The 20,554-nt window shown below is 45.7% G+C and carries 19 protein-coding genes; 9 read left to right on the top strand and 10 right to left on the bottom strand.

Annotation, left to right across the window (positions count from 1 at the left end; genetic code table 11):
* Window positions 1-134: 134 nt before the first annotated feature.
* The 5 genes from endA (at window position 135) to J4227_02625 (ending at window position 4,628) form a co-directional block, all read left to right on the top strand.
* Window positions 135-722, top strand: a complete 588-nt coding sequence (gene endA, locus J4227_02645; GenBank protein MBS3109403.1) for a tRNA-intron lyase — start codon at window positions 135-137, stop codon at window positions 720-722.
* Window positions 723-809: 87 nt separating this feature from the next.
* Complete coding sequence (locus J4227_02640; protein ID MBS3109402.1) at window positions 810-1,766, top strand: hypothetical protein; 957 nt, start codon at window positions 810-812, stop codon at window positions 1,764-1,766.
* 70 nt (window positions 1,767-1,836) lie between these two features.
* The gene (fen, locus tag J4227_02635) at window positions 1,837-2,871 is read left to right on the top strand and encodes a flap endonuclease-1 (protein ID MBS3109401.1); all 1,035 of its coding nucleotides are present in this window, start codon (window positions 1,837-1,839) and stop codon (window positions 2,869-2,871) included.
* Between the two features lie 19 nt (window positions 2,872-2,890).
* Window positions 2,891-3,607 carry a hypothetical protein gene (locus J4227_02630; GenBank protein ID MBS3109400.1) on the top strand — a complete coding sequence of 239 codons (717 nt, stop codon included), beginning with the start codon at window positions 2,891-2,893 and terminating at the stop codon, window positions 3,605-3,607.
* A complete protein-coding gene (locus J4227_02625) occupies window positions 3,594-4,628 on the top strand; it encodes a class I SAM-dependent methyltransferase family protein (GenBank protein ID MBS3109399.1) in 1,035 nt (344 codons plus the stop codon). Before J4227_02630 ends, J4227_02625 begins: the two co-directional genes overlap by 14 nt.
* 194 nt (window positions 4,629-4,822) lie before the next feature.
* Here the strand turns inward: J4227_02625 and J4227_02620 are convergent, their stop codons facing one another.
* The 5 genes from J4227_02620 to J4227_02600 all read right to left on the bottom strand — a co-directional run bounded on the left by J4227_02620 (window position 4,823) and on the right by J4227_02600 (window position 10,778).
* A complete protein-coding gene (locus tag J4227_02620; protein MBS3109398.1) occupies window positions 4,823-5,968 on the bottom strand; it encodes an AAA family ATPase in 1,146 nt (381 codons plus the stop codon).
* Between the two features lie 2 nt (window positions 5,969-5,970).
* Window positions 5,971-7,356: a TldD/PmbA family protein gene (locus J4227_02615; GenBank protein ID MBS3109397.1), complete on the bottom strand. Its 1,386-nt coding sequence runs from the start codon at window positions 7,354-7,356 to the stop codon at window positions 5,971-5,973.
* A 94-nt stretch (window positions 7,357-7,450) separates the two neighbouring features.
* Complete coding sequence (locus tag J4227_02610; GenBank protein MBS3109396.1) at window positions 7,451-8,881, bottom strand: TldD/PmbA family protein; 1,431 nt, start codon at window positions 8,879-8,881, stop codon at window positions 7,451-7,453.
* Window positions 8,882-8,987: 106 nt separating this feature from the next.
* A complete protein-coding gene (locus J4227_02605) occupies window positions 8,988-9,680 on the bottom strand; it encodes a M24 family metallopeptidase (GenBank protein MBS3109395.1) in 693 nt (230 codons plus the stop codon).
* 27 nt (window positions 9,681-9,707) lie between these two features.
* Window positions 9,708-10,778 carry a tyrosine--tRNA ligase gene (locus tag J4227_02600; GenBank protein ID MBS3109394.1) on the bottom strand — a complete coding sequence of 357 codons (1,071 nt, stop codon included), beginning with the start codon at window positions 10,776-10,778 and terminating at the stop codon, window positions 9,708-9,710.
* 176 nt (window positions 10,779-10,954) lie between these two features.
* Between J4227_02600 and J4227_02595 the strand changes: the two genes are divergently transcribed.
* The 4 genes from J4227_02595 to J4227_02580 are packed head-to-tail and all read left to right on the top strand — an operon-like array spanning window position 10,955 to window position 14,000.
* Window positions 10,955-11,212, top strand: a complete 258-nt coding sequence (locus tag J4227_02595) for a PRC-barrel domain-containing protein (GenBank protein ID MBS3109393.1) — start codon at window positions 10,955-10,957, stop codon at window positions 11,210-11,212.
* Window positions 11,213-11,237: 25 nt separating this feature from the next.
* Window positions 11,238-11,417, top strand: coding sequence for a hypothetical protein (locus J4227_02590; protein MBS3109392.1), 180 nt, complete (start codon window positions 11,238-11,240; stop codon window positions 11,415-11,417).
* Between the two features lie 52 nt (window positions 11,418-11,469).
* Window positions 11,470-12,450, top strand: coding sequence for a replication factor C small subunit (locus tag J4227_02585; GenBank protein ID MBS3109391.1), 981 nt, complete (start codon window positions 11,470-11,472; stop codon window positions 12,448-12,450).
* A gap of 5 nt (window positions 12,451-12,455) precedes the next feature.
* Entirely contained in the window at window positions 12,456-14,000 is a 1,545-nt protein-coding gene (locus J4227_02580) for a hypothetical protein (GenBank protein MBS3109390.1), read from the top strand.
* Between the two features lie 55 nt (window positions 14,001-14,055).
* On the opposite strand, the gene J4227_02575 is transcribed toward J4227_02580, so the two are convergent.
* From J4227_02575 to J4227_02555, 5 genes are all read right to left on the bottom strand, one after another.
* Window positions 14,056-15,003: a hypothetical protein gene (locus J4227_02575; GenBank protein ID MBS3109389.1), complete on the bottom strand. Its 948-nt coding sequence runs from the start codon at window positions 15,001-15,003 to the stop codon at window positions 14,056-14,058.
* Between the two features lie 262 nt (window positions 15,004-15,265).
* Window positions 15,266-16,306, bottom strand: a complete 1,041-nt coding sequence (locus J4227_02570; GenBank protein MBS3109388.1) for a hypothetical protein — start codon at window positions 16,304-16,306, stop codon at window positions 15,266-15,268.
* Between the two features lie 97 nt (window positions 16,307-16,403).
* Complete coding sequence (locus tag J4227_02565) at window positions 16,404-17,624, bottom strand: hypothetical protein (GenBank protein ID MBS3109387.1); 1,221 nt, start codon at window positions 17,622-17,624, stop codon at window positions 16,404-16,406.
* 9 nt (window positions 17,625-17,633) lie between these two features.
* On the bottom strand, window positions 17,634-20,111 hold the full coding sequence (locus J4227_02560) for a M23 family metallopeptidase (protein MBS3109386.1): 2,478 nt from the start codon (window positions 20,109-20,111) through the stop codon (window positions 17,634-17,636).
* Window positions 20,112-20,168: 57 nt separating this feature from the next.
* A complete protein-coding gene (locus J4227_02555) occupies window positions 20,169-20,486 on the bottom strand; it encodes a hypothetical protein (protein ID MBS3109385.1) in 318 nt (105 codons plus the stop codon).
* Window positions 20,487-20,554 lie beyond the last annotated feature (68 nt).

Raw genomic sequence — 20,554 nt, 5'->3', positions numbered from 1 at the left:
TACTATTTAACTATATCCTTTCTTCAGAATGAAAGCCCACCGGCCAGTTGCCTCTTTTCCCCCTTCCTTCATTCTCATTATTTTCGCATACCTTAAAACTAAAAGCTTATAAGCTCCTAAGGTACTGCCATGCCATGCCAAAAAAACAGGATAGGCAGGATAAAAAGGAAATGCCAAAGAATATTGTCAGGGCCAAGGAATTGGTCAATGCCATATACAGCAATGACCGCATCATAACCTTCAATACCGACCAGGCAAGGGAACTGGGGCAAAACAGTGGATATGGCTCTTTTTTGGAGGACGGCAGGCTGCAGCTTTCCTACCTGGAAACCTACTATCTGATTGAAAAAAAGAAGCTGCATTTGGCAGATAGCAGGAATAATGAGGTTTTGCCGGACAGTTTTCTCAAAAAGGCAAAAAGGCATGAAAAAAATTTCTGGACAAAATATGTTGTTTTCAGGGATATCCGCAACAGGGGGTATATAATAAAAACTGCCCTGAAATTTGGTGCGGATTTTCGGGTGTATGACCGGGGGGTCAAGCCGGGCCAGGACCATGCCAAGTGGGTTCTTTATCCTGTGGGTGAGAGTTCAAACCTGACGTGGCATGAGTTTGCAGCAAAAAACCGCGTTGCGCATTCCACAAAAAAAAGGCTGCTGGTGGGCATTGTCGATGATGAGAACGATGTCACTTATTATGAAATTAAATGGGTGAGGCCATAGTTGTCACCTTCACCATGAACAAGCCCTCCCCCAAATTACAGCAATGCCATCCAAAAATATATAAATTGACTTTCTTTGTTTTTCACTATGGGCGCCAATGAAAAAATCCTGGATTTTGTAAAGCAGAAAGGCCCGGTTATACCTGCAGAGATAGCAAGGCACCTCAATGTCAACAATCTCTTTGCATCAGCGCTGCTGGCAGAGCTTGTGGATAGGGGAGGGTTGCACCTGACTCATGTCAAAGTCGGTGGCTCTCCTGTGTACTATCTTGAGGGCCAGGAAGACCGGCTTCAGGAATTTTCCAAGTATCTTCCTGAAAAAGAGCAAAGGGCATGCAAGATGCTCAGGGAAAGCAAAGTGCTTTCAGACGCCGAGCTTGAGCCGCTGTACCGTGTTGCATTGAGGCAAATAAAGGACTATGCCAAGCCATTTGAAGTCAGTATAGGAGAAGACAAACATATTTTTTGGAAATGGTACATGCTTCCAAACTCTGAGGCAGAGGAAATAATAAAAAAGAAAATTGGCATGGCCGAAAAGGAAAGCAGGGGTTCTGTTGCCGGTGATGAAGTAGCAGGAGAAATGATAAAGGCTGAAAAAGCCAGTATAGCAGGTCCAGGCCAAAAAGATTTGCTTGGCACAATTAGTCATACAGATACCCTGGCGCAGGCGAAGAAGGAAAAATCAGAGGCACAGAAAAAACCCAAACCACTTGCTGCCCAGAAACAACCAGGCCATGATTTTCTCAGACAGATAATTGCATATTTTGAAGAGCATAAAATAGCTGTTGTGGAACAGGAGATTATTAAGAAAAACACCGAAATTGATTTCATACTCACATTGCCCAGCCCTGTGGGCAGCCTTACCTATTACTGCAAAGCCAAGAACAAGCAAAGGTGCTCTGACCTTGACTTGAGTGCAGCTTATGTAAAAGGCGAGATAAAAAAACTGCCTGTGCTTTTCCTCACAACTGGCAAGTACACGAAAAAAGCCGGGGAAATGCTTGCGAAGGAATTTAAAAATATTAAGGCGCACACTCTTAATTAATGGGCACCGGCCTCTTCATCATTGTGTCTTGGAAAATGAAAAATCATCAGAAAATAAACAAAGGTGAACTATGGGAGTGCCTATAACTGACATCCTGTCCAGAAAGGAAATTTCCGTGCCAGATATCTATGGGAAAGTTATTGCAGTTGACGCATACAACCACATTTATCAATTTCTTTCTACAATACGGCAGAGGGATGGCACGCCTTTAATGGACAGCAAGGGGGGCATAACATCCCATTTGTCCGGCTTATTTTCACGCACGGCAAACCTGATGGAACGAAATGTCAGGCTTGTGTATGTTTTTGACGGCAAGGCTCCAGATATGAAACGCACTGAGCAGGAGCGAAGGCAAAAGGCCAAGCAAAAGGCAGAGGCAAAATACAAAATTGCAGTTCAAAAAGAAGACATTGATGGGATGAGGAAATACGCTTCCAGGACATCAAGGCTTACTGCCGAAATGATTGAAGAGTCCAAATCACTCCTGACTGCCATGGGTGTCCCTATTGTTCAGGCACCTTCTGAGGGCGAAGCCCAGGCTGCACACGTGGTCAGGGAAGGGCACGCCTATGCAGTTGCATCCCAGGATGCCGACAGTCTTTTGTTCGGCACGCCTCTGTTGATCAGAAATCTATCCATATCTGGGCGAAGAAAAAAAGCCAGCAGCGCACTCTATGAGCAAGTCAGTCCTGAGCTGGTCGACCTGGAGAAAACTCTTGCCGAATTGGATATCAGCCAAGATCAACTGATTGCCCTTGCCCTTCTTGTTGGAACTGACTATAATTCAGCAGGCATCAAGGGCATTGGGCCAAAAAAAGCCCTTCAACTGGTTAAGGAGCATGCCAACGATTTTGATGCGCTTTTCAGTGCTGTTTCCTGGAGTCAGCACTATGATGTTTCCTGGAAAGAGATATTCAGGCAATTCAAGGAAATGCCTGTGACAAGCGATTATACTCTCAACTGGCGGGATATCAATGACTCCCTGGTTATCGACTTGCTCGTTGGGCAGCATGATTTTTCCAACGAAAGGGTTTCTGCCACACTTGATAAGCTTCATAAGGCGCAAAGCCAAAACCGGCAAAAAGGGCTGGGGGAATATTTCTGATGGGCTCGGCGGTGACAACATGGTAGAAATTATTGCGCATCGCGGATCTTCTGGCCATGCCCCTGAGAATACAGCATCAGCCTTTCTAAAAGCTCTTGAGCATAAGACTGATATGGTGGAGTTTGATGTGGCCATCACAAAGGACGGCATACCTGTCATATTTCATGACACCAAGATGAAAAGGCTCACTGGCCAGCCTGGCATAATGGGGCAATATACCCTGAACCAGATTAAGAAGTTGGATGCAGGCTCCTGGTTTCATCCTGACTATCATCAGGAACGCATACTGACCCTTGAAGAAGGGATAAATCTGCTGAGGGCAACCAGGATAAATGTGGAAATCAAGCCGGACTCAGCCGGCCATGAAAAAAAAATCCTGGACATAGTGAGAAATGCCGGAATCTTATATGATGTGCTATTCAGCTCTGTCAGTGCAAGAATTCTTAAAAATATGCAACACATTGACAATAAACTCAATATGGGCGTTGTCGCGGGCGGAATATTATGGAAAGGCAGCCTTAAGACCGCATTGGACCTCAAATGCAAATCAATTAATCCCCGCATGGGGCTTTTGTCGGCCAAGCTTGTATCATCTGCGCATAGCCATGGGCTGAAAGTATTGGCATGGACAATAAATAAGGAATCAGACATGTGCAGCGCAGCTAAAATGGGAGTTGATGGCATTTTCACAAATTACCCGGATAGGCTGAAGAAGGTGCTTGATGAAATGCATTAAGGTAAGCATGCGATATGCTGAAAAACTAAAGGGAATGCTTGTCAGGGAAAGCATATTGCACCGGGAAATGAAGGCCGTCAAGGAAAAGGGATATGTTTATTTTCCATTGGCAGGGCATATGCCTGGCCGTGTCCTTATGCAAAAAATAAAATCAGGCAGTTTGCCTGCTGGTGCATTCCGAGTTGTAAACCGCTCCATTGCAGCGCCAAGAAAATCCGGGGCGCAGAAAGCTGCTCAGGCACATCTTGGAGGCTTCGACGTGGTTGGTGATATTGCCATTCTTGAAATTCCAAGGCATTTGGTCAAGCAGCAGAAAATTATTGCCAAGTCTATTCTGGGGAATCACAGGAATATTGCCACTGTCCTCAAGAAAAAGGGGGGGCATGAGGGAACATACCGGCTTCAGAAAATGATTTATCTTGCAGGAAAGAACAAGCGGGAAACAATCCATAAGGAGCATGGCTGCTCAATCAAGCTTGATGTCGAACGGGTTTATTTTTCCCCAAGGCTGTCCAATGAGAGAAAGCGGATATTCTCCCAGGTCAGGCCTAATGAAAAGGTCCTTGTCATGTTTTCAGGGGGCGGTGCATATCCGGTGACAATTGCCCGGAATAGCAGGGCGTCCCTTATCGCAGGGGTGGAAATCAATCCCGTTGGCCATAAATACGCCCTTGAAAGCGTCAGGCTGAATAAAATCAAAAATGTAAATCTTATAAGGGGCGATGTAAGAAAGGAAGTGCCAAAACTTAAGGAAAAATTCGACCGGATTGTAATGCCCCTGCCAAAATCTGCAGAAAATTTCCTGTCGTTTGCGCTGGCCAGGTCCAAGCATGGAGCAATCATCCACCTTTACAATTTTTTTGACACGTCACTCGGTGAAACAGAGCCAACAGATGCTTTGCAGGCTATTAAACGTGCATTTGCCAAGGCCAGGAGGAAATACAAGATTCTAAAATGGGTTACATGCGGGCAAATCGCGCCCAGAAGCTATAGGATATGCATAGACATTCTTGTCCGATAAATTCTGCAGCAAGAGGTAATCGCGCTCAGCAGTTACTTCCGTTCATCATCTCTTTCGATCAGTGGGTGTTCACTTGCATCATTGCGCGAACCTGGGCAAGTCTTCCTTCTTATTAAATCATGTGGTTATCAAGTCCCGAGAAGGTGGGCATGAAAATCTACTGGCTGTCACAGGCGCACAAAGCAAAGAAATATCTACCCAAACATTCCGGCGAAATCAGTGTCTTCAGCATTGGATTTTTTGATCTTATCAATTGCTGCCAGGAAATCCTTCTCATTAATGATGCTCCGGCTGTCCCTTATCGCGTAATAGCCGGCTTCTGTGCAAACAGCCTTGATTTCAGCGCCTGAGAAATTTTCCATCTGATGGATCAGCGGGTCCATGTCAAACTTTTCAAGCGACATATTCTTGCTGTGGATTTTGCAAATCATTTTCCTGCCTTCAGCGTCAGGCAAAGGCACCTTGATCAGCCTGTCCAGCCTTCCTGGCCTGAGTATTGCCGGATCGAGAATATCTATCCTGTTTGTGCAGCCAATAACCTTGACCATGCCAAGGTGCTTGAACCCGTCAATTTCAGCAAGCAACTGCATGAATGTCCTCTGCACTTCCCGTTCACCCGATGTACCGAGGTCAATTCTTTTTGCAGCAAGTGCATCCAGCTCGTCAATGTAAATAATTGATGGAGCCTTTTCTCTTGCAAGCTGGAAAATCTCCTTAACGAGCTTTGCGCCCTCCCCGATGAATTTCTGCACGAGCTCCGAGCCGACAATCTCGATGAATGTGCTTTTTGTAGAGGCCGCAACTGCCTTCGCGAGCAGGGTTTTTCCAGTCCCGGGTTCGCCGTACAGCAGAATTCCCTTTGGAGGCTGTATCCCTACTTTTTTGAAAAGCTCCGGCTTTTTCAGGGGCAGCTCAATGACCTCCTTGATTTCCTCAATTTGGGCTTCGAGGCCGCCTATCTCACCCCAAGCAACTTTCGGGCTCTCAACTATCACAAATTTGTCAACATTGAACAGCTTTGTGCCTGGAATCTTTTTCAGGATTGTCAGGTTTTTCTGCTCGACCAGAACAGTGTCCCCTACTTTCAGGTTTGAAAGGTTGTTGGAAATCTCCACATAGAAATTGTTGCCATTTGGTACTTTTATTACTGCATTCTTGTTCATTATCTCGCTGACTTCGCAGACAAGGAGCGGCGGGCGCCTGAATTTCTCCAGCTCTTCCCTCATATGGCCAATTGTTTCCCTTAGGATTTTGTTTTCTTCATCAGTGCTGCTGCCGTTAGTCGAGATGCTGGCAGAATACCTGGTGACTACGCCTCCTGCAACCTCTTTCTCATCCATTTTTACACCGATTTTGAAACATTGACATCATTTATTGCGACAAACGGGGTTGTAACTGGCCTTTCAGTCTCCCAACCAATAACCTGCTCGGGCTTGTCAGAAATTTGATAAATATTTTTTAGCATTCGCAGCATGTTATCACTTATCCTTATGCCCTTCACCGCTTTTTTAATTTTTCCGTCGCTGATTAAAAAGATGCTGTCTCTGGGGATTGTTGAAAAATCTCCCGTCGAATAATTCTTGAATCTAGTATACCAAATGTTGGTGATATATAAGCCTTTGCTCACATCTTTAAAAAGCTTCTCGCTTCTTCTTTTTCCCGGCATAACAATTGTGTTCCAGGGTTCAGGCGAAACAATTCCGGCATTTGCAGTATTTTTTGCCTTGTATTTTGATTTGTGACGCAGTGCTGCGGAATAATTGTACAGGAATGACCTGAGTTTTCCATTTTCAATTGTAGCATTGCGCGATGTTGGCGTGCCTTCGTCATCAAACATGCTTGACCCAAAGCCGTTGGCAAGCCTCCCATCATCCACCATGGTAAAATCCCTGCTGGCAACCTCCTTCCCTATTTTATCCCCAAGAAACGAAAGTCCGGATTCAACAGAAAAAATCGAGCAGGCGCTTGCGACATTGTCGGCCAGCACAGCAAAGGCCATGGGGTCAAAAATAACCTCATATTTTCCGCTGTCCAATTGCTCAGGATTTATTCCCTGCATTGCCATCTGCCCGGACCTCTTTGCAGCAGTTGCATAATCTAGCTTCCCCAGCATTCTTGCGCATGCTGTTTTATGGCCAGATGCTTCCTTGCTGGCGAAAGACCTTATGCTGAAGTACGCATGCGTGCCCGTTTCCTCGGCCTCTGTGCCTTCTGTGGTGCATATTGCTGATCTTGTCTTGCCATAATCGAAGTTTCCGGAGACCCTTGAGGCGCCCTCCTTTTTTGCCAAGTCAATCCCCTTCTCCACAATGTCTGCGGCATTTTTGCCGAGATTGGCTATTTTTGTGTCATAGGACATCTTGACTTTCCTGTACCTGAAAGGCCCTTTTGATATTCCCTTAAATCCTTTATTAACAGGCATGTATTTTAGCAGGCCAATCAATTTGCTTATTGCAGCGCTGATATACTCTTCATCCAGGTTTTCGATTGTTGTGGCCGCAGTTTTTCCTTTTTGGCTTACAAATATATCCATTCCAACATGGTCTACATTGCTAATCCCGAGAATTTTATTGTTCACAAATTTAATTTGGCTTTGCCTGGCCTCCTTGGCCTCTACAATGGCATCATCACACCCTTTGCTTGCCAGTAATTTCAAAGTTCTGCTGGCTACCTTGCCTATGTTGACATTGCTTCCAGTTTTTTCTCTTTCTTTTTCTGATTGTGCCATTTTCTTTTATTGATTATTTCGTGAGTGTGTCTCGGACTTTGCCAAGGTTTTTTATTAAATTATTATTCGTTCTTTTGATTTGTATGCACAAATGCTAATTGCTGAGCCTAATCCCCTTTATTCTCAGGCATGGCCCGCCCATGCTCACACCTAAGCCTTGCATTGGCTCGCCTTTTCCACAGGTTGCGGCATGCAGCTCAAACATGTCCCTTGATGAGGCATCTATTGCGGCATACAGCTTGAATGTGCTGATTTCCAGCACAGGGCTTTTCACAGGGCCGGCAATTTTCCCATTTTCAATCAAATAAGCCTCGCTTCCAACATATTTCTGGTTTATTCTTTTATCATCGATGTTCCATTCGGTGAAATTTTTCATGAAAATCCCACTTTTCACCCCCTCAACAAGTTCCTCAAATGACTGTTCCCCGGGCAGAAAGAAAGTGTTGCTCATCCTTACCAATGCATCCTTGTCAAAGGAAGAGGCCCTTGCCGAGCCATTGCTTTTCACGCCCATCTCCCTTGATGTTGACCTGTTGTGAAGGAACTCATTCACCTTCCCATTTTTAATCAGGTATTTCCTTCTTGCCCCTATTCCCTCATCATCAAACTTATAGCTTCCAACCTTTCCGGCGGCAGTGGGGTCATCAACCAGGTTGAGCTTTTCATTGCCCATTCTTGTGCCAACGCTGCCGCTTTCAAGAAAGCTCTCGCCTGCCTGTGCTGCTTCCCTTCCCAGAATCCTATCAGCTTCATAAGGGTGTCCGCAGCTTTCATGCGCGATTATCCCTGTAACTTCTGATCCAGTGATAAGGTCAATTTCACCATGCGGCGGTTTTTTTCCGTGCCTCGCATTGTCTTCCAGCGCCAGCAAATGCTCCTTGAGCTGGCCTTCCAGGTTCCAATCCTTAATTGCCTCCCATCCTGCCTGGCTTGCATGCTGCCAGTATCTCTGCGCCATGGAATTTCCAATTTTTATCGACAGGCTATAGTCAAGGCCAACCATTGGAAACTGTGACAATATTTTGCTGCCTTCGGAATTCACATAATACTTATTCACCATGCCGTCTGTCCAGGTCCAGAACCTTGCAGGGATTTTTATGCCGTGCGACAGCAATCCCTTGTCCATCTCCCTTATATAGCCAATTTTTTTGTCAAGGGGCACATCCAGCGGATTCGTTTTATACGCTACTCTGGAAATATCCTTGATTGCCTTTTCTCCATTTGGGCTTTGGCCGGCGTTTCGGATGCCAGATGACTTTTTTGCCTGCCGAAAGGAGCCCTCAATCACTTTTTTTAAAAGATCCCTGTCAATCCGGTTTACAGAGCAGAAACCATAACATCCATTGACTACGAATTTGACTCCGATGCCAACGCTTTCCTGGCAGCCGGCAATCTCAACAGCGCCATTTTTTATTATTATCATGTTGGACTGGTATTCTTCTTCCCTGGCCTCAGCAAAATCAGCGCCTAATTTCCTGAGGAAATCCACGGAAAAATCAGCCAGGTCAGAATTAACATTGCGCATTGTGTTTAGAATAAAAAAATGCTTTTAAATCTTTGTAGCCATAGCCAAGTTACACCGTTGTTTTATTCTTTTTGCCCTGCCGCCCGCAGGAATTGGTCCGGAAGATTCAGGCCGGGCCTATCACTGTCAATTTCTTGCCTGATTTTGTGAGCACCATGCATTTTCCATGCCGGATTTCGCAAGTATCCTCTATCCTTATGCCGAATTTGTTCTTTACATATATGCCTGGCTCAACTGTAATAGCCATGCCTTCCCTGATATATCTCCAGCTCTTTTTCCTGACCCTTGGCATTTCATGTATTTTTGTCCCGATCCCATGGCCCAGTCCATGGATGAATCTCTTGTCCCATTTTCCGAGCACTTTGCTGGCAATAAGGTGTGCATCCCTGCATTTCATTCCAGCCTTTATCCTATTCACGGCGGTTATTTGGCTTTTAAGAAGGAGCCCATAAATTTTTCTCTCACCCGCGGATGGCTTGCCGACATATACTGTTCGCGTCATGTCAGACATGTATTTTTTGTACACAACTCCAAAGTCGATTACCACAAACCCCTTTAGCCGCCTGTTTTCAGGGGTATGGTGCGGCTCAGATGCTCCCGGCCCGGCCGCAACTATGCACGGAAAGCTTGGCTTCAGCTTTCTCTGCGCAATCTCGCTGTTGATGAATTCTGCCAAATCCTTCTCTGTCCTGAATTTATGTTTGTTCAAGCCAGAAATTATCCTTAAATATATCTGGTCCGTAATCCGGCAGGCCTTTTTTATCAGCATTAGCTCTTTTTTTGTTTTTATCGTGCACATATCCGCTCTTCTGCCATCAATGCGTTTTTATTTTGCCAGTATCTTTGAGACTTTTTCTTTGAGCTCAGCTGCTTTTTTATTTTTCACAAAATGCTCCCTTACAGGCGATATTATTTCGTTTAGCTTTGATGCCACGGCATTTTTCAGGTCAACAGGGTGAAGCCCTCCACTTGTAAATAGCCCTTCTAGCTCAGCATAACTGCCTATATCAATATTGCCGCCGTATTTTTCAGGCCTTTCAATGCGTATTGCATCAAATTTTTCAAAAATCATGTATTTGCAGTATTCCAATGTGGGATTTTCCTCAACAACTTTTTCAGGGCAATAGGCCTTTTTTATTTTTGCCTTTATCTGCTCTTCAGAGTCAGTCATGAAAATCGCTGAATCAGGGTTGGATTTTGACATTTTCATCTGCGTGGCCTTTTCCTCCGCAGTTTTTCCCAGGGGAGGCTGTCCCAACCCCATCAGCATATGGTGGCTCACTATTATTGGCTTCCAATAGCCCAGCTTTGGGCCAACTTCCCTGGCCAGCATATTGACCTTTCTCTGGTCCACCCCGAGCTGGCAAAGGTCTGCTTTCAGGTAAAAAATGTCAGCCGCCTGCATGCAGGGATAGAATATCTGGGAAGCGCTCAGGTTGTCGCTTTCGCTCCTGCCCATGATCTGGGAGCACCTTATGACCCTTTTCACTGTGTTGTTGACAGCCACCTTCATCACAGTCTTCCAGTAATCCTCATCTTTCACCAGCTCATTTGCCCAGACAAATTCCACGCCAGCAGTCTCCAGGCCGCACGCTTTCCACGTTTCTATCATATATTCTCCAACGGTTTGGATATTTTCCAGATTGCCTCCTAGCTTGTTGTTTGCCCATGCATGCCAGTCAGCAACAAGAACCTTGAATTTTGCACCTGCCTCAACCATCTTGTTGATGTTGATTGTCCTCATAATGGCCTGGGCAATGTGCACATTTCCCGAAGGCTCAAATCCGTCATAGGCAATAAACCCTTTTTTGGAAGAAAGCAGTTCCCTCATCTCTTCTTCTGTGACTATTTCCTCCCCTACTTGCCTTATCAGTTCCAGCCTGTTTTCGATATCCATGGCTTGGCTAAAGATGGCTTGGGTATAAAAATATTGCCCAGATAGCAGATATATATGTCATGCCTTCAATATTGCTCTCTATGGGAAAATTTCTTCTACCCTGGCCAGTAGTCCCCAGCGAAAGGTTTAAATATAACATCTTCTCCTTTGCATCCATGGAAAAAATAGATGAAAAAATGGAGGAAAAGAGATTTTCCAAGCAGCTGGTCGGTAAGACAGTTGTCAGCAAGGCCGGAAAGAGATTCGGAGAAGTTGGCGACATTATTTTTGAAGTCAAGTCCGGGGAGCTGATACACCTTATACTCACCAATCCGACACCTTATGCAGACAAGCTTGAGCTTGAAAAGGACAAGCAGGGAAACATGCTCATACCCTACAGTGCAGTCATTGCATCAGGGGATTTCTTGGTAATTGCTGAAGAGGACATAATTTAAATACTAACTATGGCCCTTTCTTTGCATGGCCTTTTGGAATATCTTTAAGGAAAATAGGCGTTATCTGACATTTCCTGAGCGAAAAAGACCCTTCTCAATGGTCGATTCCCTTTTGGCCGGAACCATAGAGCTTAGCCAACAAATGCACCGGATTATTGCAGATTTGAGCCAAAGAAAAGAAGGTGATTTTCAACTGAGCAGATGATACATGATAACCTTTTTAAAATCAGATACAATCATTCACCCAGGTATGGTTAATGAGCAGCAAGGAAGACAAAGACAAGGCTGAAAATGCCATCTGGACAGAAAAGTACAGGCCTAAGTCATTTTCTGAGATTGTAGGCCAGAAGGAAATAGTAAAACGCGTAAAGAACTTTGTCAAGCAGAAAAATATGCCGCACCTTTTGTTTGCCGGCCCCGCCGGGGTTGGGAAAACAACGCTTTCATTGGTTGTCGCGCATGAGCTTTATGGCGATGAGTGGCACCAGAATTTTCTGGAGCTCAATGCCTCGGATGAAAGGGGAATTGATGTCATCCGGGTGAAAGTCAAGGACTTTGCCAGGACAAGGGCTATCGGCAATGTGCCGTTCAAGATAATCTACCTTGATGAATGCGATGCCCTGACGAAGGAAGCCCAGCAGGCGCTGAGGCGCACAATGGAAAATTACACCCATACTTGCCGCTTCATCCTCTCCTGCAATTATTCAAGCAAAATCATTGATCCAATCCAGAGCAGGTGCACAATGTTCCGTTTCAGGACCCTTGATAAGCCTGATGTCATGGAGGTCATAGATAACATTGCAAAATCAGAAAAACTGCATATAGACCCGAAGGCCAAGGATGTCTTGTTTGAGGTTTCAGAAGGCGATTGCCGAAGGCTCGAGAATATAATGCAATCCTGCGCAGCAGTAGCAGACAGGCTGACAGAGGAAGTTGTCTATTCATTGGCTTCTGTAGCAAAACCCAGGGAAATCAAGGAGATACTGGACCTGGCTGTAAAGAACAGGTTTGAGGATTCGCGCAACAAGCTGCTCAGCACAATGCAGATGTATGGCCTTTCCGGGCTCGACATAATCAAGCAGATACAAAAGGAAATATGGAACCTTGACATAGCAGACAGGGCCAAGGTGGAACTGGTTGATAAATGCGGGGAAATTGAATTCAGGATGGTCGAAGGCGCAGATGAGTTCGTCCAGCTTGAAGCCCTTCTTGCTTATTTCACACTGGCCAAGTCATAATCAGCATGGGAATTGCCAAAGCAAGGCAAGCGAAGCCGGCTAAAAAAGAGGAAAAGGAGGTAAGGCAGGCAAAGATAGTGGAACAAACATTTGGCTATGCCCCTTCTCCAGCCCTGCCTGGCCAGATTCTTGCCCAGAATGAGTCAGGGCTTCTTTCTGATATTGCCCTAAAGAGCCAGCGGATAATAAAGATGAATTTTGAGCTGACGGAAAAGCTCAATGAGAACGAAAGAAACATAGAAAACCTCAATGAGGATTTGCAGGTGCTCTATGGCCGGCTTCAGGAGCATGGGAAGGACAAGGCCAAAATACAGGGCCTCATGCAGCGGATTAATGACCTGGGCCTCTATGCAGCCAATCTCAAGCATAATATTGATTTATTGAGGTCAAATCTCGAAAACAGGGAAAAATACATCAATGTCCTTAAGAGGGCTTATGGCAGCCGGGCATCAATGCCGGGCACAACAGCGGCACAGGACAGGGAAATCAAGGAGCTGCGGGAAAAGTCTGCCATGCTCCAGAACAATGTCCAGATTTTGCGCCAGGACATAAGTGTCAAGAAAAAGCACATCGACTTTCTAAAGAATTTTGCGCGGAAAAAACAAGTTGCCTTTTACTCAAGGCAGCTCCGGGAAAGCACAGGCAGTATAAATGAGCTTTCCGGGCAGCTCGTGGAATCAAGGAAGAAAAATCTTGAACTTATGGAAAAGGTTGACAGCCTTTCCCATAACGACAGGCTCAGGCTTCAGCATAAAAAAGAAGTGGAGGCGCTCAAGGACCGGCTGCTTGCAGAACAGGAGAAAAATCTGGCCTTGAAAGGATATTCCCGCGAAGCAACCCTGAAAATGAAAGAGGCCTTGGAAAGCGTAAAACAGGCGCATGCGCATGAAAAAGGGGAATCTGCACGGCTGGCAGAAGAGAAAAAGGCCCTTATAAATGAAATTCAGTCGCTGACGGCGAGGATCAGGGAGCTGGAGAAAACAGCAAATTCAGGTTCAAGGCTGATGCTGGTAATCTCCAAGCTTAGGAATGAGCTCAAGAATAAGGACGCCACTCTTTTGGAGATTAAGAAATCCAACTCATTCTTGGCTTCCAGGACAGAGAAGGCCATAGGTGAGGCAAATAAATTTGCCGGGCAGGCAAAGGTCGCCACAAGGGCCAATGAACAGCTGGTTGCTGAGCGCCAGAAGGCAGAGGCAGAGCTCAGGAAACTTAAGAATATCGTCGTTGCCCTTAAGCAGGATTACGACAAGCGCATTGAGTCAGTCAGGCTTGAGCAGTCCGGGATAGACCAGGCGCGGCTGAAGAGAACTGAAATGGCACTGGCAGCATTGCTGCGGCGGGGTGCATTGTCTGTTGCAGAGAACAAAAAACTCCGTGCAAGGCTCGATGAGCTTGCAGAGCTAAAGCAGTCCATTGAGGAAAAATCATCATATTACAGGCATTTTATCACCAAAATAATGGAAAAGGAAATTGAATTAAGGGCAGAGCTGGAAATTCTTAAAAAGAAAAGCGCCGTGCATGAAACAAAGCAGGTTATGACAAGATAGACTTCAGGTAGATTTCTAAAGAAAAAGTAAATTAAAAAAAATTAAAAATTAGGCCTTAGGAGCCGTGCTTTACGACCAATGGCACTTCTACTGAGTCCTTGTAATCATACTCTATAACAATCGGGAGCACGGTCTCATAGTCCCTGAGATTCTCATCAGCGACTGTTAAGGTGCACCTGATGCTTCTTTCTCCCTGGTAGAGTGTTGCAAGGCCTTCCAACGCGCCTCCTTCAAGCCCTGAGCAGCTCAAGTCTCCCAAGCCTGGGTCAGTCAGTGTAATCTTGACCTTGTCCCTGTCGGACAATTCAGTGCTGCAGTGGGTTCCTGGCGCATAAGCCCTTCCGTCTCCCACATGCCTCAGTGTGAAGAAGAATGAAAGCTTGTTGCTTCCCACAACTGATTCAGAGAAGGATGTTACATGAACTGGGCCTCCTGAATTTTCAGCAGTCTTTTCCTCATTTGGATTGCAGGCTGAAGTTTCCCCTCTTCTGCCAAGGAAGTCTTCCAGGATGCAAAGCTGAACCTGTGTCTTTGTTCCGTATTTGTAGCATCCTTCGACCTTCACATTAAATTGGACCTGGCCAGCAACGGCTCCGGCATATTGAAGGTTGGGGAACTCGACATTTGTCACTGTTCCCTGTATGACATTGCCATTTGGATCCCTTTGTGCCCCGAGAAGCTCATCTGGTGAATTTGCCTGAAGGTCAGCTGCGCTCACGCCAAAGTCAGTCGGGTTGATGCCTGTTACTGTAAAGACAGCATCGCCTGCAGCGACATCCCATTCACCAACATTTTCAACCCTGAGGTTGATGGAAAATGGATAATTAGTGTCGAATACAAAATCTGGCGGGGCCTGCGGGAAGAAGTCCAGCGCCAAACCCTTTTGGCCTCCTAAAAAGGCTTTTGTGCTTGTCGGAGTGCCTCCGCCGCTCCCTGTGGTGCATGCCGTGATAAAAATTAAAAGAACCAATGCAGACAGAAACAACCCATGCTTTATTTTCATTTGTATAACCTCCTTTGCATCTCTTATATGGCCTCTTGTTGCTAATTAATTGGGACCTTCACTTTGCATAAATTTCCTATATATTTACACATCCTTACACAATATCCCTATATAAATTTTTTTATTTTGCACACTCGGGCAATGCTTTCATTATCATTGGTCATGGACGGTGATGCATCCCCTGGGCCACTAATGGCCTTATACTGAAAGGATAGAATTTACTCATTATACCAATTGTCTTGCAAATGCTTAACAGCCAATTTCAGGATTCTGCAACATTGACAATCCTTATGGTCTGTTCTTCATAGTTCATATAACCATAGTGCAGCTTGATATTAAACGGGGTCTGGTATACTTCATCCAGCCCTTCTGGTATTGTGTACTTGCAGAGTATTGTTGCCTGCCCGTCCACAAGCTTGACAGGGGACGGCGGCTTGCAGCTTTCGAGCTGTGGTGCGCTATCGGCGCTGCCTTCCCACACCGGGGGCTCATAGTGAACCTTGTCCTTGTCAGTATACTGGATATTGAATGGGCAGGTATCATCCCTGCCGGATGCATAGCTGACTCTTTGCCAATCGTATACCTGGCCATTTGCATTCGCATTGGCAATATGGATTTTGAAGTAGACATATTTCTCAGTTGCTTCTTCTTCGATAGATGTTATTTGCACAGGTGCCCCCTGCCCGCCAGCCATTCCGACATTCTGCACCCTGCATACTTTGTCCTCTTCCAATGATGAGAATGGATGCGGGTCTATGCATACAATCGGATTTGCGACTGTCTCATATTCATAGCAAGCATAAATTTTTACCTTGGGCTCATACTTGTCTGTTCCTTCAGGCCAGCTTACAATATCATTCCTGAACTCAACCACTGAGATGTCACCCTCTGGATTGAAATTTGAGACTCCTTCCATTGGGGCGAAAAACAATGGCAGTGTCTTGCCAGACGGAGCAACAATGAAGGGCTGGATAATATTCTTATCAAATCCTGTTAAATACAGCCAGCCATTGCTGATATCATATGCCCCCCTGTTTCTTATTTCAACAACAAGATCAAATGGAGTGGGGTCGCCGGTATAGTATACAGTCCTTGCAGGATTTTCCCTTGTAAATCTCATTACAACGCCATAAGTGCCTGTGTGGGCATTAGTCACAAACGGGTCATCATCTTCATGGCTTTTTGGGCCCCATGGCCAGCTGCTTCTGCCGCTGCAGGCGCTCATCATTAATATTAAGACAAAGAGTATCGCAAGCAAGGACAGCTTGCTTTTTGTCGCCATTGACACATTATGCTTAACCATGCAAATCCCCTAGTTTTATCTCTTATATAAACTTTTCTCAGGGCTTCGGCTTATCTGCCATAATGATGGCCTCTGCCAGGCATTTCCTGGCGCAAATTTAGCCGGCTTCACAGCATACATTGTCTGCACTGCCTGGGCAATAGCCAGTGATTATCGTGCCTGCCTTGCATTGGCCTGATGACCTGCATGCATAGCCAAGGCTGCCAAAATCCCTGGTGCAGCTTTCCTTGCTTTCAAAACAGCATTTTTGATTTATTCCGCACGAGCCGCTTGCCTGGACATTTTCTCTGCCATAAAGGTCGCAAACCCCGTATTGCAAATCCTTGCAGTTTTCTGCAGGGCATATGTAATCCTTGCTGATCTTCTTGACAAACACTGTTTTTTCAATTGGCTCTGATATGTAGCCGTAATCTATTGTTGTTGTCAGCAATGTTTCAAAGCTGTCCTGCAGCTGCCCGAAATCCAGGGTGCAGATTGTAAAAAAATCCTGCGTGTTCTTGACTTGCTGCAATGGTGTGCATTCAAGTTCCCTGTTCACCATTTCAACATGTACATTCTTTGCAAGAAGCACATTGCTCTTTGGTGTTGCAGATGCGCATGCATCTTCATAGGTATTTGGGTCGGTTGCATATCCTCCACCCTTATTCTGGATGAGTATTTTGTATTCCCCTTTATAGGTCACTTGGCCGGTCTGCGGGTCTGTCTTCGGAATGACATTCTGCTCGATTTTGGAAACAGTGATAGGCGCGCCCTGCCCGTCGCCCAGCTTGATGTCCTCAGTGTCACAATGGGTTCCGGCAAGGCTGAATCCAAAGCTCCTTGGCTTTACGCAAACGCTTGCGCTTGACACAGTCCTGTACCTGTAGCACCCGAGTATTTTAAACAGGAACCTTTGCTCATCCCTGAGCCTTATTGCCAGGTTTTTGTTTTCAATTGTCCAGGTTACAAGGTCAAAGCCTCCTTCGGAATTGTACACTGATTTGCCTTCAATGTCAAAACTCTTGGTCTTGCTGGGGTCGAGCATTTGCATTTCCTCTGGATAATAGTTAATCAGCGTCAGGCGCCCATTAATAATATCAAAAGTTCCTTTGTTTCTCACTTCCACCCCTATCTGGAAGCTGCTTTTGTCAGATATGTCTTCGGGTGGCATATCCTTGGTAAATGCCATCATCAATCCTTCAGTTCCAGTATGGATGTCAGTTTCAATGACCGGCGCATTCCCGCTCCCGCAGGATGTTAAAAAAAACAGCAATCCAATTAGCAAAGCCAGGCTGGCATAAGGATTCCACATCCTAAACATTGTTCTGCTCCTTCTCATCTTTCCTTCTCAGCAAACATAGCCTGAGTCATATAATTTTTTCAGTGCGCAGTAAGGCTTCAAAGGCGCGCCTCCTGAATAATCATAAATCCCGAAATGCAATTGGTACCTCAATGATTTCAGCGGGATTCCGCAGTCTGTTGCCAGGTCATCGCATGTTGTCCCATCGGGATTCTTGGCTATGCATCCAGCAGTGTTGCCGACCTCGCCAATATGCTGCCCCGCGGTCACAACGTCATTGACTTTCACTTCAGTCTTGTTCAAATGCGCGTAAGTGAATTCATACTGGGATTCATGCCTAATCCTGACAAAATTTCCGCCCCAGTCTGTGCAGCCTTTTTGAACGACAATGCCGCTGGTTGCAGAATTCACCCTTGCAGTAGGGTAGGCATAGATGGTGACCCCTTCCCTCGGCCTTCCTCCGACACCAGGCAACCCGAAAGTATCAGAGATATTGTATGGCGAGGCAGATGGCACAGGCTTTTCTGTCAGAATCTCAGTTGGGGGATAGAAGATTCCGGATTTCGAAAGGTCCCCTGGCGTCACAGATAATGTCCCTGTTGCTTCCATCTCATAATCATAGCCGACTTTGAGGTATATCACTCGAGGATTCAGCGTGGATGGGTTGTAAAGGACATTCTCATCATTCCTGTCCCCGGTAAACTCCAGGGTGCACGGAGCCAATTTTTTCTGTTCAAGCGCCCCATACTTGACTGTTCCCCAGTCTATCCCTTTCAGGATGTTTTCATTCAGCCTGTATATGGAATTCCCGTCCCCTGCCGTAATTGGGTCTCTCAAAATGCTGCACGAGCCTTCAACTGGCGTGAGCCATGGCGGAAGCTCTAAGGCTCCATTCCTGACTGTTTTTATTTTTCCGCCTTTTACCATGTTTTCAATGGCAATCTGCAGGTTTATCAGCGTTTTTTGGTCAGCTGGCTTGATGCCTATAATGGGCACATCGCCCATTGTGACTACTGCCTTGATGAAGGACACTTCTGATTTTGATTCAACTTTTCCGCTTGGATAATCTGTGGAAAGCAGGTCCTTGTACAAATTGGCATAAACTTCCCGTTGCGCAGCAGCAACTCCCTTGGACGCCCTTGTCGCAATGAATTGTTCTTTCAAGGCTGACTTGCTGGACAGGTAATTGTCAACTTCAAGATTCAGGTCTTCCTCCCTTGTAAAATATGCGATGATGTAGCTGTCAAGCGTGAGCTGGTTATCCACATTGGCCCTGAAATACACTGAATTAACTCCCTTCTTGAGGTCATATGGCTTCAATATCTTGCATGTCAGCAATTCAACTGTGCCAATAACATTTGTGTATTTTACAGTGACTTTATTCGGGTTCATTTCCCCGCTCTTGTTGTCATAGACATTGTTTTCCACAAGGCCGCACACAAGGCCAATGTCAAAGTCCCTGTTGAATGCAACAGCCTCCAGGCTCGCCGAGGCAATAATGTCCTTTTCCCAGTAATTCACAGCAGCGTTTTTTGACGCAGAGAGCTTTAATATCATGTCCTGGGAAAGCTTGTCATCGACGCCTCCTTGGAGTATAGTGGTTTCTGTAGGCGCTGTTTTCTTTGCGTCGCTGACAGGGCGGCCCAGCAGCTTGCAGGCAGTTTCATTTTGGGTATCAATGCATTCCCTGAGCCTCTTGTAATTTATCTTGAACCAGCCTGTCAATCCAGCCTTGGTCTCGGACTGGCTTTCAGCATCCTGGAGTGTGCCAGGGATGTTCCCGGCCCATTTGGACATTGCAGCAGGCACATCTGAATTGAACATGGTCAGCAGTATTACCCCTACAATCAGGAAAGCATGTATAACTCTTGCCTTCTGCACAAATCTATTCTGGCTTGAATACATTACAAGAATTGCCCACCATGGGAAAAGGAAACGATAAAGGTATACGGGGCCAAAAAAAGTAGCCAGTGTGGGATTGCCGGCTACCATCTCTGCCAGCATTCTCTGTGGCACTTGGTTGTCCAAGAGGAAAATCATGGTTGACAAAACTGTAGTCTTGGCATAAAACCCAAATCCCTCATCTTTTTCCTTGAGGTTATTCATGTACAGCAACCAATAGGCAAGGAAGAAAATGAACGAAAAAAACCATGAGCGCGTGTCGTTCTCATACCATCCGGCTCCATACCATCCATATCCTGACAATGAAGCGTAATAACCGTCAATAAGGATATGCTTTACGAGCAGGGCAAACCAAAACCACATTTTTCCAACTTCAGAATCTTTTGCAGAGCCTGAGAACATTCTGCCGAGCAATGCAGTCCCCATGCCGGCCGCAAATCCGCCTCCAGCAGTCTGGAGCTTGATTTTTTGCTCATTGCCACCCTGCCCCCTATTCCCTGAGAATTTATCTTTTAGTTCAGAAGCCTTGTCCTTGAAAGCCGACGCTTTTTGCTGAACCTTGGAGTATGCCTTGCTGAATTTAGTAGAAACATTTTGCTTGATTGCTGATAGCCTGTCTCCCATTTTTGATAGTTGCCCAGCCGTTTCCGGCATCTTTTTTTACTTTCTAATCAATAGCTGTTACAATTTCCTGTTTTGCTTTTCTTCCTTTTTTTCCGCGCCGAGCCTTATCAGGTTGGCCAGCCGGTGGTCGAACTCCAAAAGCTTATGCATCCGGTCAATTTCCTTCCTTATGCTTTCTGGGACAGGCCCGGCATGGGCGAAGGCTTTGCCATAATCATAGAAATCTGAATTCTCGTGCTCAATTTCCGCAAGTTTATGCTCTATGCTATAGGCAGCCTCAAAAAGCTTCCATGACTCAGGAAGCTTTTCCATTGCATTTTCCTCTTTATCAGAATATCCTGGCATTGTCCTCTTTTTTACCGCTAATGATTGCACTCATGCCTTTTTCCAGCCTCGGGGGTCACAATTGCCCGATTTTTTTCAAAATCTATTCAGCGTCAGCA

Source organism: Candidatus Woesearchaeota archaeon (genome assembly GCA_018303405.1).
Classification (GTDB): domain Archaea; phylum Nanobdellota; class Nanobdellia; order Woesearchaeales; family JABMPP01; genus JAGVYD01.
This window is presented reverse-complemented; position numbering and strand designations above follow the sequence as displayed.

What these genes read in the sequence shown, in the direction of transcription:
- J4227_02585 (MBS3109391.1), top strand. Translation starts at nt 11,470, where the DNA reads ATGAGCAGCAAGGAAGACAAAGACAAGGCTGAAAATGCCATCTGGACA.
- J4227_02605 (MBS3109395.1), bottom strand. Translation starts at nt 9,680, where the DNA reads ATGTGCACGATAAAAACAAAAAAAGAGCTAATGCTGATAAAAAAGGCC.
- fen (MBS3109401.1), top strand. Translation starts at nt 1,837, where the DNA reads ATGGGAGTGCCTATAACTGACATCCTGTCCAGAAAGGAAATTTCCGTG.
- J4227_02615 (MBS3109397.1), bottom strand. Translation starts at nt 7,356, where the DNA reads ATGGCACAATCAGAAAAAGAAAGAGAAAAAACTGGAAGCAATGTCAAC.
- J4227_02570 (MBS3109388.1), bottom strand. Translation starts at nt 16,306, where the DNA reads ATGGTTAAGCATAATGTGTCAATGGCGACAAAAAGCAAGCTGTCCTTG.
- J4227_02610 (MBS3109396.1), bottom strand. Translation starts at nt 8,881, where the DNA reads ATGCGCAATGTTAATTCTGACCTGGCTGATTTTTCCGTGGATTTCCTC.
- J4227_02560 (MBS3109386.1), bottom strand. Translation starts at nt 20,111, where the DNA reads ATGGGAGACAGGCTATCAGCAATCAAGCAAAATGTTTCTACTAAATTC.
- J4227_02625 (MBS3109399.1), top strand. Translation starts at nt 3,594, where the DNA reads ATGAAATGCATTAAGGTAAGCATGCGATATGCTGAAAAACTAAAGGGA.
- endA (MBS3109403.1), top strand. Translation starts at nt 135, where the DNA reads ATGCCAAAAAAACAGGATAGGCAGGATAAAAAGGAAATGCCAAAGAAT.
- J4227_02620 (MBS3109398.1), bottom strand. Translation starts at nt 5,968, where the DNA reads ATGGATGAGAAAGAGGTTGCAGGAGGCGTAGTCACCAGGTATTCTGCC.
- J4227_02575 (MBS3109389.1), bottom strand. Translation starts at nt 15,003, where the DNA reads ATGAAAATAAAGCATGGGTTGTTTCTGTCTGCATTGGTTCTTTTAATT.
- J4227_02590 (MBS3109392.1), top strand. Translation starts at nt 11,238, where the DNA reads ATGGCCTTTTGGAATATCTTTAAGGAAAATAGGCGTTATCTGACATTT.
- J4227_02630 (MBS3109400.1), top strand. Translation starts at nt 2,891, where the DNA reads ATGGTAGAAATTATTGCGCATCGCGGATCTTCTGGCCATGCCCCTGAG.
- J4227_02640 (MBS3109402.1), top strand. Translation starts at nt 810, where the DNA reads ATGGGCGCCAATGAAAAAATCCTGGATTTTGTAAAGCAGAAAGGCCCG.
- J4227_02600 (MBS3109394.1), bottom strand. Translation starts at nt 10,778, where the DNA reads ATGGATATCGAAAACAGGCTGGAACTGATAAGGCAAGTAGGGGAGGAA.
- J4227_02580 (MBS3109390.1), top strand. Translation starts at nt 12,456, where the DNA reads ATGGGAATTGCCAAAGCAAGGCAAGCGAAGCCGGCTAAAAAAGAGGAA.
- J4227_02595 (MBS3109393.1), top strand. Translation starts at nt 10,955, where the DNA reads ATGGAGGAAAAGAGATTTTCCAAGCAGCTGGTCGGTAAGACAGTTGTC.
- J4227_02565 (MBS3109387.1), bottom strand. Translation starts at nt 17,624, where the DNA reads ATGAGAAGGAGCAGAACAATGTTTAGGATGTGGAATCCTTATGCCAGC.